The sequence below is a fragment of the Peribacillus sp. NPDC060253 genome (assembly GCF_042727425.1).
GTDB lineage: Bacteria > Bacillota > Bacilli > Bacillales > DSM-1321 > Peribacillus.
The window spans coordinates 1-8,276 of sequence record NZ_JBHXAS010000164.1 but is presented as its reverse complement, the minus strand read 5'-3'; the positions used below and the strand labels follow the sequence as shown (position 1 = coordinate 8,276).

Genomic DNA, 8,276 nt, shown 5'->3' with positions numbered 1-8,276 from the left:
GGTTTATTGATCTTAAAGAAGGAGCCTCTCTTTTCTTTAGTACTAATTGATATCGTCTTAAGTTTACATAATACTGATTATTGATCCACAAAATGCCCTTAATCGTTTATTTTTGAATGAAATTCTAGTATTTTTATGAGTCCAGTTCATCTTGAATCTGGATTTTTTATGTTTATGGTTATCAAAATCAGCTTCATTTAATGTACTGCCTACGGAAATTGCATTGCGGGAGCACTATGGAAAGATGTAACTGGTACGACTGAATTCTAAGACTTAATATTCCCCCATGCTTATGATTAATTTTATTGCTTCTTAAAATAAATACTCTTAAGTACTACACAATAATATCTACTACCTATTGTTTATTTTCACTCTAATTCTAGAAAAATCTTTTAGGGACCTATAATAAGAAAAATAACAAAAGAATAAGTAGTGAGTATGTGGTTCAAAAATTGAAACTATATTAGGATGAACTACTGTCTTAACACCTTTCGGAAAATGATACATTTTAGGTTTTATTTCTCCCAGAAACACTTGGGTTAAATGAATACTCCATATACCATATATAGATTCTTTTATTTCTCCCATAATATAGCCCTGTTACAACGAGGGACATCTTCGTTCCATCCTTGGGTCGATGACAGTCGAGGAAATTTATAAAAATCGCGAAAAGTTTTCCCAGGAAGTACAGAGGGTAGCCTCCCAGGATTTAGCTAAAATGGGGCTCATCATCGTATCATTCACAATAAAAGATGTTCGTGACAAAAATGGATATCTTGAATCCCTTGGTAAGCCAAGAATTGCACAAGTCAAGAGAGATGCCGATATAGCTACCGCAGAAGCAGAGAAAGAAACGCGAATCAAGCGTGCCGAAGCGTCGAAGGAAGCACAGCAAGCCGAACTTGAGAGGGCAACAGAAATTGCCGAAGCTGAAAAAATAAACAAGTTGAAGGTAGCTGAGTTCAGACGTGAGCAAGATATTGCCAAAGCACGGGCTGACCAAGCATATGATCTTGAAACGGCCAGATCCAAGCAGGATGTAACGGAACAGGAAATGCAAATCAGGATCATCGAACGACAGAAGCAGATCGAGTTAGAGGAAAAAGAAATCCTCCGCCGTGAAAAGCAATATGATTCAGAAGTGAAGAAAAAGGCGGATGCCGACCGTTATGCGGTAGAGCAGGCTGCTTCCGCTAACAAGATGAAACAAATTACAGAAGCGGATGCCGATAAGTATAAAATTGATCGTTTTGCAGACGTCTTGGATGCCCCATTAGCAGGCAAACGTGTTTATCTGTTAGTTCAAGGTACGGCACCTAAAGATGCTATTCCATATATTATAAATGTTATACGCCATCTCTGTCGTCGTTTCCATATGAAATATATGGGTTTAGGAACTAATTCTAGCGAAGCATTTAAATTACATAATCTAATCGTTAACGAAAAATAATCTTTCGATTATATTATTCCCCTATAAATGATACTGTCGGAGGAGTGTTTGTGTTGAAAAGTAAGAAGGTAAAATAAAGTGTTTCGATTATGAAAAAGGCTTTGGATTATTTCTCCAGATAGTAATGAAGAAGATTTGTTTGTCCATTTTAGTTCTATTCGTAATCAATCTAACTCTAGTTTATTAGAAATGGGGGCAGAAAGTCTCTTATATTGAATATTAGGAGCAAAAGGGGCCACAAGCAGAATATGTAGTACTCATTTGAGAAAACGTTTTATCCTCAAATCAACATGAAAGGCCTTACTAGGAAAAAAGTATAGTAAGACCTTTTTTATTACTTGATTTTTTTACTATCCTGCCTGTTGAGTAGGGGAAATTCATGCGTTTGTTCTTTGATTATTTTTCTCTCTCAGTCGCTTTATATCTTCTCTAGGTGGAAGCCCAAACAGTCGTGAATATTCACGACTGAAATGTGATGGGCTTTCATATCCGACTCGAAAGGAGACATCAGCTGCATCTGTTGACTCGGATAATAACAAGTGCCGGGCTTCCTGTAGTCTTATTTGTTTTTGGAACTGAATCGGACTCATCGCTGTGACCTCTTTAAAGTGTCTATGGAGCGAAGAAACACTCATGCTTGCTATATCTGCAAGATCCTCAATTCGAAAAGACTGATTATAGTGATGCATGATATGTTCAATTACGTCTCTAATACGATAGGTATAGCTACCTTCTATTGCCATCTGCTCTAGTGTTCCTCCATGTGGCCCTTGCAGAACCCTATAGAGAATTTCCTGCTTGAATAGAGGCGCAAGTACTGGAATATCCTGAGGGGTATCTAGCAAGCGAACTAATCTAATCACCGCATCTAACATGGATGAGTCTATCGGGCTGACAAACATGGCTCTCTTCGTATTTTTTTTCGAATCAGCTTGAATTTCAGCATTACCTAAAACCTCTAAGATTTGACTTGGTGTAAATTCAAGTTTGAAAGCTAAATAGGGAACATCTGGAGAGGCTTCTATGACTTGGGCGGTGACCGGTAAATCAACAGATGCAACAAGGTAATCGGCAGGACTGTACGTAAAGCGTTCCTGAGCCAGTAATACCTCCTTCATACCCTGGACGATAATGCATAGGGAAGGATTGTAAACTCCATAATTCGGTCCGATAGCATTAGATTGACGACTGAAAAATAAAGATGGAATAGCCGTTGAGTGGGTACCATCCCGCCCTGAATAATGCTCAATCATTTTAGCAAGCTCACCCTGCCATTCATAAATTTGTTCAGACATAAGATCCTCCTTGTTCCTTTCTCTTTGATAGTGCCATTATAATGCATATCTCTCTGTTATGTAACGTTATGCAAGTATCATTGAGAGGATTAGGCAATCATTTGAGAAGAATGGGATACCGGTTACTTTCTCATTTGTTGCATAATAAGGACGCGGCTAAATAATATAACCATTTAAAGTGAGAATAATGCAAAGAATGGAAAAACAATAATGCAAAAGCGTAGATTATGAAGAAGTGATTTAGAAGTTTCTTCTATCGTGCTGATTGTATGAAAATAAGGCCTGGTTATACTGTGGCTTCCAAGTGTAGAAGTTTGAGGGGAATTTTTACTGGTAACTAAACAATAAATACAAATAGTCTAAAATGTAAGCTTTAATATATCACATCATAGATAAAGGAGTAGATAGAACAGAATGAATAATACATGGAAAATTTACATGCTGACCCTTATTAGCTTAGTGGTCGGTACTTCACAATTCGTCATCGTAGGTACGTTGGATCAAGTGGCTGCTTCCGTCGAAGTATCGGTAGCAACCGCAGGTCAGCTTATTACCGTATTCGCTCTCGGTAACGCAATCGGCACGCCCCTTGTTATGGTAGCAACCTCGAAGATGGATCAGCGTAAGCAATTGTTACTGGCTCTCGCCATCATATTACTCGGCGTCATTGGGGTAATTGCTCTTCCAGGCTTTGGATGGCTGATGGCCTCTCGCGTTTTACTAGGGATTGGAACAGGGGTCTTCGTTGTCACCGCCTATGGTATAGCTGCAAAACTGGCGGCTCCTGGACGTCAGGGTGGAGCGATGGCCAATGTCGCAATGGGGTATAGCTCTTCCCTTGTCTTTGGCGTTCCCCTTGGCCGTATGATTGCTTCGTCTTATGATTGGAAGGTCATCTTCTGGGGCATCGGACTCTTCAGCCTACTGGCTATCTTTGCCGTTGCACGGACGATTCCAGTCATGGAAAGCGAGGCGGCTGTTTCTCTGGGTAAGCGTCTTGCTCTCTTGAAGAATCCGAGAGTCGCACTCACTCTTGGTGTAACCTTCTTTGTATTTATTAGTTATTCAATGCTCAATACGTATATCACACCCTTTCTGACCGCCGTTATGCCAACTATGAAAGAAAAATTGAGTATGATTCTCTTAGCTATGGGTATCGCGAGCTTGATTGGCTCTAAGGTTGGTGGCTTATTGGCAGACCGGATCGGCATCGTCCGCACGCTGGTCGGATCCATGGCTGTCCACATCATCTCGCTAGTATTGCTGTCTACTGTCTCTGGATTTGGATGGGTAATGGTTACCCTCCCGTTGCTCATGATTTGGGAAATCGCTGCTTGGACGTTCGGACCTACCCAAAACTTTAACCTAGTCTTGCTTACTCCAGAAGCCTCTAGTATCGTGCTTAGTCTGAACAGTTCCTTTGTCCAACTTGGATTTGCCGCGGGTGCTGGAATTGGAGGTATTGTTGCGGGAAGGTCATCAATACAAGAGATCAGTTGGGTTGTAGCTACATCAGTCGTGATTGCTCTACTAATTGGAGTGTTTTCATGTAGACGCAGCCATGAGCTCTCAAGTGCACAGCAGTGAAGTTTTAGAAAATTGATTCAGCAGATGATTTGCTTTTAGATGGCAAATCATCTGCTGAATCAATAAATTTACTTTTTATTAAGAAAGGATAGATATAAATGATCTAATACAAAAGATAAAGTTGTGATTATTACAGGTGCTTCTAGTGGAATTGGAGAGGCAACAGCTAAAAAACTTGCTTCTACAGGTGCGAAGTTGGTCTTGGCAGCTCGTCGTGAAGAACGTTTACAACAGTTACAGAAAGACATCGAAAAAAATGGTGGAAAAGCTCTTTATAAAGTAACCGATGTAACGTCACATGAACAAATGGAAGAGCTTGCTGAGTATGCGCTTCAAGAGTTCGGAAGAATTGATGTATTAGTGAATAATGCTGGCGTCATGCCGCATTCATTTCTTTATAAGAAAAGAATCGAAGACTGGAATAAGATGATTGACGTCAATATTAAAGGCGTACTTTATGGGATTGCGGCTGTTCTTCCATCCATGCGAGAACAAAAATCAGGACATGTCATTAATTTGTCTTCAGTAGCTGGACATGTTGTTGGAGCTGGAAGTACGGTCTATGCAGGAACAAAGTTTGCTGTACGTGCGATTACGGAAGGTTTACGTAAAGAAGAGTATAGCAATAATATCCGCACAACCATTATCTCACCAGGAGCAGTTACAAGTGAATTAATAAATTCCATTACAAATATGGACCTCAAGCCAGGAATCGATAAAGTTTATGAAGGTGCGATTGACGCTGAGAGTATTGCTGGTGCAATTGCTTTTGCCATTGAACAACGATCAGATGTAGCAATTAATGAAATGCTTATTCGTCCTACACATCAAGAGAGATAATTTAACACCAATAAATTTTGTTTAATTTAAGTAGTATGTTCCGATTGTTTAAAAACAGGAGACTTATATATTTAAAAAGTATTTTTAAACAATGGTGTTGAGATGCCTATACTCGGCTTTGGTGTGTTTTGCAAGGAACAAAATTTATTATACGAGGAGTGGTATTATGAAAATTTTGATTTTAGGTGCAGCAGGCCAAATAACCCGTATGCTAACAAATGAATTGCTCAATAAAACTGACCATTCTATCGTTCTTTATGCAAGAAACGGGCATAAGCGTTTAACTATTATTGATGATAGCCGGGAAGTTATTTTTGATGGTGATTTTAAAGACAGAGATGAACTGATCGATGCTATGAAAGATGTTGACCTTGTATATATTAATGACATGGGTGATGAAGAATCAACGAAAACAATAATTGATGCAATGCATAATGCAGGAGTGAGAAGAGTAATCGCGGCATCCATTCTTGGAATTTATGATGAAGTATTGGGAGCTTTTGGGGAATGGAATAAACGTATGATTGGTGGAAGCACCAGAATGCGTTCCCAGATTGAATCTGCACGGTTGCTTGAAAATTCTAACCTCGATTATACACTATTAAGAATAACATGGCTTTACAACCAAGCTGGGAATACTAAATATATGATTACCCAAAAAGGAGAGCCATTTAAAGGTGCACAAGTTACGCGTCAAGCAGTAACTCAATTAATAATGGATATCATCGAAGAAAAAAGTGATAAATATCTTCAAGCCAGTCTAGGAGTGAGTGAACCTGATACAGATTGGGCGAAGCCATCATTTTATTAAGATATAAGGAAGATTGATAAGAAAACAACATTTGTTAGCTCTGACTTTCGCGGTATTGTTCCGCGCTTCCAACTGAATAATCTTGAAGCAAATCAGGTCTTGGTCGAACTGATAAAGAAGAGTCCAGTAGGGAAAGAAATAACAACGGCACAAATCGTACTCGCATGGGTGCATGCCCAGAAACATTGTACCAACTCCCGGTACGCGCAAGAGGAATTAAGGAATTTGAACGATGTGCTCTCAAAGATCAAGATTTCGGGAATCGCTATCCGGCAGGTTCAGATTTCGCAAAAAGAACAGGCAAATGACTGACATTTAATATTGAAAAACAGGAGGATTTTATATGCAAAAAGTAATTTTAAACAATGGTGTTGAGATGCCTATACTTGGATTTGGTGTTTTTCAAATGAACGATCCAAAGGAATGTGAACAAGCCGTTTATGATGCCCTTATGGCAGGATATCGTTTGATTGATACGGCCGCGTCTTATTTAAATGAAGAGGAGGTCGGCCGAGCAATCAAACGAAGTGGCGTGCCAAGAGAGGAACTATTTATTACGACAAAACTTTGGGTTCAAGATGCTGGTTATGAGAATACAAAGAAAGCATTCGTAAAGTCACTGGAAAGATTGCAATTGGATTATCTAGATTTGTATTTAATTCATCAACCATTTGGTGATGTATATGGCTCTTGGCGTGCGATGGAGGAATTATACCGTGAAGGTAAGATCAAGGCAATCGGAGTTAGTAACTTCTACGCAGACCGTCTAGTAGATTTAATTACCCATAATGAAGTGGTTCCAGCTGTAAACCAGGTTGAAACAAATCCTTTCTGCCAGCAAGTAGAAAGTGCTAAACTTATGGAAGAAAACAATGTTCAAATCGAGTCCTGGGCGCCTTTTGCTGAAGGGAAAAATGACATGTTCCAAAATGAAGTATTAGTATCAATTGCTGAAAAGCATAATAAATCTGTTGCTCAAGTAATTTTACGTTGGCTGACACAAAGAGGAGTCGTAGTGATTCCGAAGTCTGTTCGTAAAGAAAGAATCATCGAAAACTTTAATATCTTTGACTTTGAATTAAGCCAAGAGGACCTGGAGAAGATTGCGACGTTAGATACGAAAGAGAGCTTGTTCTTCTCACATAGGGATCCTGGAATGGTAAAATCGCTCGGTAACCGTAAACTTGATATTTAATGCCCTAGTCCTTATACACATAACGAAGTGGAGTAAGGAGAACTTCATAAACTGTAAAAATAGTTAAAGTACGTACTCTGCAAGATTATGATGATTTTGATTTCAAAAACAGCCAGAATAATATCTGGCTGTTTTCATTATATTATTTTGTTCTTATTCAACTATAGGGCCAGATTGGTGAAGATTTATGGTTGTTTTGAGTTCTTTTGAGTTCTTTTTAAGCTAACGGGAGTTTTTTTAAGTAGAACCCTTCACAAAGTTACAGATAAAGCCAATCTCTATTTGAAACTCGGCTTTTTTCTTATTGTCGCTTTGGAATATCGTTTGATCAAAGTCAAATTGAGTGTAAAGTTGACAGGATTTTATTCATCGTTATGTTGTAAAAAACATTATATCTCGCCTGATGCTAATCGGAATTTTTAATTCTATTTATTGAAATAAGCAAGCATGCTTTGGATCAATTTATAATTCGAACGATTTGGGTCATAAATGGCACCAAAAGATAAAGAAAAATTAAAGGGATAACCGATTAACGGTATCGCTTTAATGCGGCCACTCTCAATATATGGATCATCTTCAATCATCATTTTTGATACAATACTCACACCCAGTCCAGCTGCTACAGATTTTTTTTATTACCAGAATTCGTTCTATTACTAAGAAAAAATACCGTCCCTATCTATCTAAAGAAAAGATTATTCAATTGGATAATTTGCTAAAACGAGACTTTACTACTCAGACCATTAATGAGAAAGGGGTAGCAGATATTACGTATATCCACACGTTAAAAGACGGATGGTGTTATTTAGCTTCGATATTGGATCTTCATTCTAAGATAATAGTAGGGTATTCATTTTCTCGTTCAATGACGACAGAACTGGTCATACAAGCATTCAATAACGCTCACTTTTCCCAAAAGCCCTCGGAGGGCTTAGTTCTTCATACGGATCTTGACTCACAATATACAAGTAGTGAGTATACTTAACATATTCAAAATCATCATATTAAGCGATCCTTTAGTCAGAAAGGTTGCCCGTACGATAATGCCTGTATTGAATCCTTTCATGCCCTATTAAAAAAGGAAGAAGTCAACCACGT

7 protein-coding genes and 2 pseudogenes are annotated in these 8,276 nt (G+C 38.6%); 7 read left to right on the top strand and 2 right to left on the bottom strand.

The window, feature by feature from the left end; genetic code table 11:
- Positions 1 to 607: 607 nt before the first annotated feature.
- A pseudogene (locus tag ACFWE9_RS24515) lies at positions 608 to 1,255 on the top strand (SPFH domain-containing protein); the annotation flags it as partial.
- Positions 1,256 to 1,827: 572 nt separating this feature from the next.
- On the opposite strand, the gene ACFWE9_RS24510 reads toward ACFWE9_RS24515, so the two are convergent.
- Complete coding sequence (locus ACFWE9_RS24510; protein WP_377359247.1) at positions 1,828 to 2,745, bottom strand: AraC family transcriptional regulator; 918 nt, start codon at positions 2,743 to 2,745, stop codon at positions 1,828 to 1,830.
- Between the two features lie 414 nt (positions 2,746 to 3,159).
- Here ACFWE9_RS24510 and ACFWE9_RS24505 point away from each other — a divergent pair, with 414 nt between their 5' ends.
- The 5 genes from ACFWE9_RS24505 (at position 3,160) to ACFWE9_RS24485 (ending at position 7,178) form a co-directional block, all read left to right on the top strand.
- Positions 3,160 to 4,332, top strand: coding sequence for an MFS transporter (locus ACFWE9_RS24505; RefSeq protein ID WP_377359245.1), 1,173 nt, complete (start codon positions 3,160 to 3,162; stop codon positions 4,330 to 4,332).
- 123 nt (positions 4,333 to 4,455) lie between these two features.
- Positions 4,456 to 5,172: an SDR family oxidoreductase gene (locus tag ACFWE9_RS24500; RefSeq protein WP_377359243.1), complete on the top strand. Its 717-nt coding sequence runs from the start codon at positions 4,456 to 4,458 to the stop codon at positions 5,170 to 5,172.
- Between the two features lie 166 nt (positions 5,173 to 5,338).
- Positions 5,339 to 5,983: an NAD(P)H-binding protein gene (locus ACFWE9_RS24495; protein WP_230155475.1), complete on the top strand. Its 645-nt coding sequence runs from the start codon at positions 5,339 to 5,341 to the stop codon at positions 5,981 to 5,983.
- Between the two features lie 99 nt (positions 5,984 to 6,082).
- The gene (locus ACFWE9_RS24490; protein ID WP_230155477.1) at positions 6,083 to 6,295 is read left to right on the top strand and encodes a hypothetical protein; all 213 of its coding nucleotides are present in this window, start codon (positions 6,083 to 6,085) and stop codon (positions 6,293 to 6,295) included.
- A 31-nt stretch (positions 6,296 to 6,326) separates the two neighbouring features.
- The gene (locus ACFWE9_RS24485) at positions 6,327 to 7,178 is read left to right on the top strand and encodes an aldo/keto reductase (protein WP_230155479.1); all 852 of its coding nucleotides are present in this window, start codon (positions 6,327 to 6,329) and stop codon (positions 7,176 to 7,178) included.
- 425 nt (positions 7,179 to 7,603) lie between these two features.
- On the opposite strand, the gene ACFWE9_RS24480 is transcribed toward ACFWE9_RS24485, so the two are convergent.
- On the bottom strand, positions 7,604 to 7,783 hold the full coding sequence (locus ACFWE9_RS24480; RefSeq protein ID WP_230155481.1) for a hypothetical protein: 180 nt from the start codon (positions 7,781 to 7,783) through the stop codon (positions 7,604 to 7,606).
- A gap of 38 nt (positions 7,784 to 7,821) precedes the next feature.
- Between ACFWE9_RS24480 and ACFWE9_RS24475 the strand changes: the two are divergent.
- A pseudogene (locus ACFWE9_RS24475) lies at positions 7,822 to 8,276 on the top strand (DDE-type integrase/transposase/recombinase); the annotation flags it as partial.

Bases quoted from the DNA above. Each gene is read 5' to 3' on its own strand.
- ACFWE9_RS24510 (WP_377359247.1), bottom strand. From the start codon at position 2,745: ATGTCTGAACAAATTTATGAATGGCAGGGTGAGCTTGCTAAAATGATT.
- ACFWE9_RS24505 (WP_377359245.1), top strand. From the start codon at position 3,160: ATGAATAATACATGGAAAATTTACATGCTGACCCTTATTAGCTTAGTG.
- ACFWE9_RS24495 (WP_230155475.1), top strand. From the start codon at position 5,339: ATGAAAATTTTGATTTTAGGTGCAGCAGGCCAAATAACCCGTATGCTA.
- ACFWE9_RS24485 (WP_230155479.1), top strand. From the start codon at position 6,327: ATGCAAAAAGTAATTTTAAACAATGGTGTTGAGATGCCTATACTTGGA.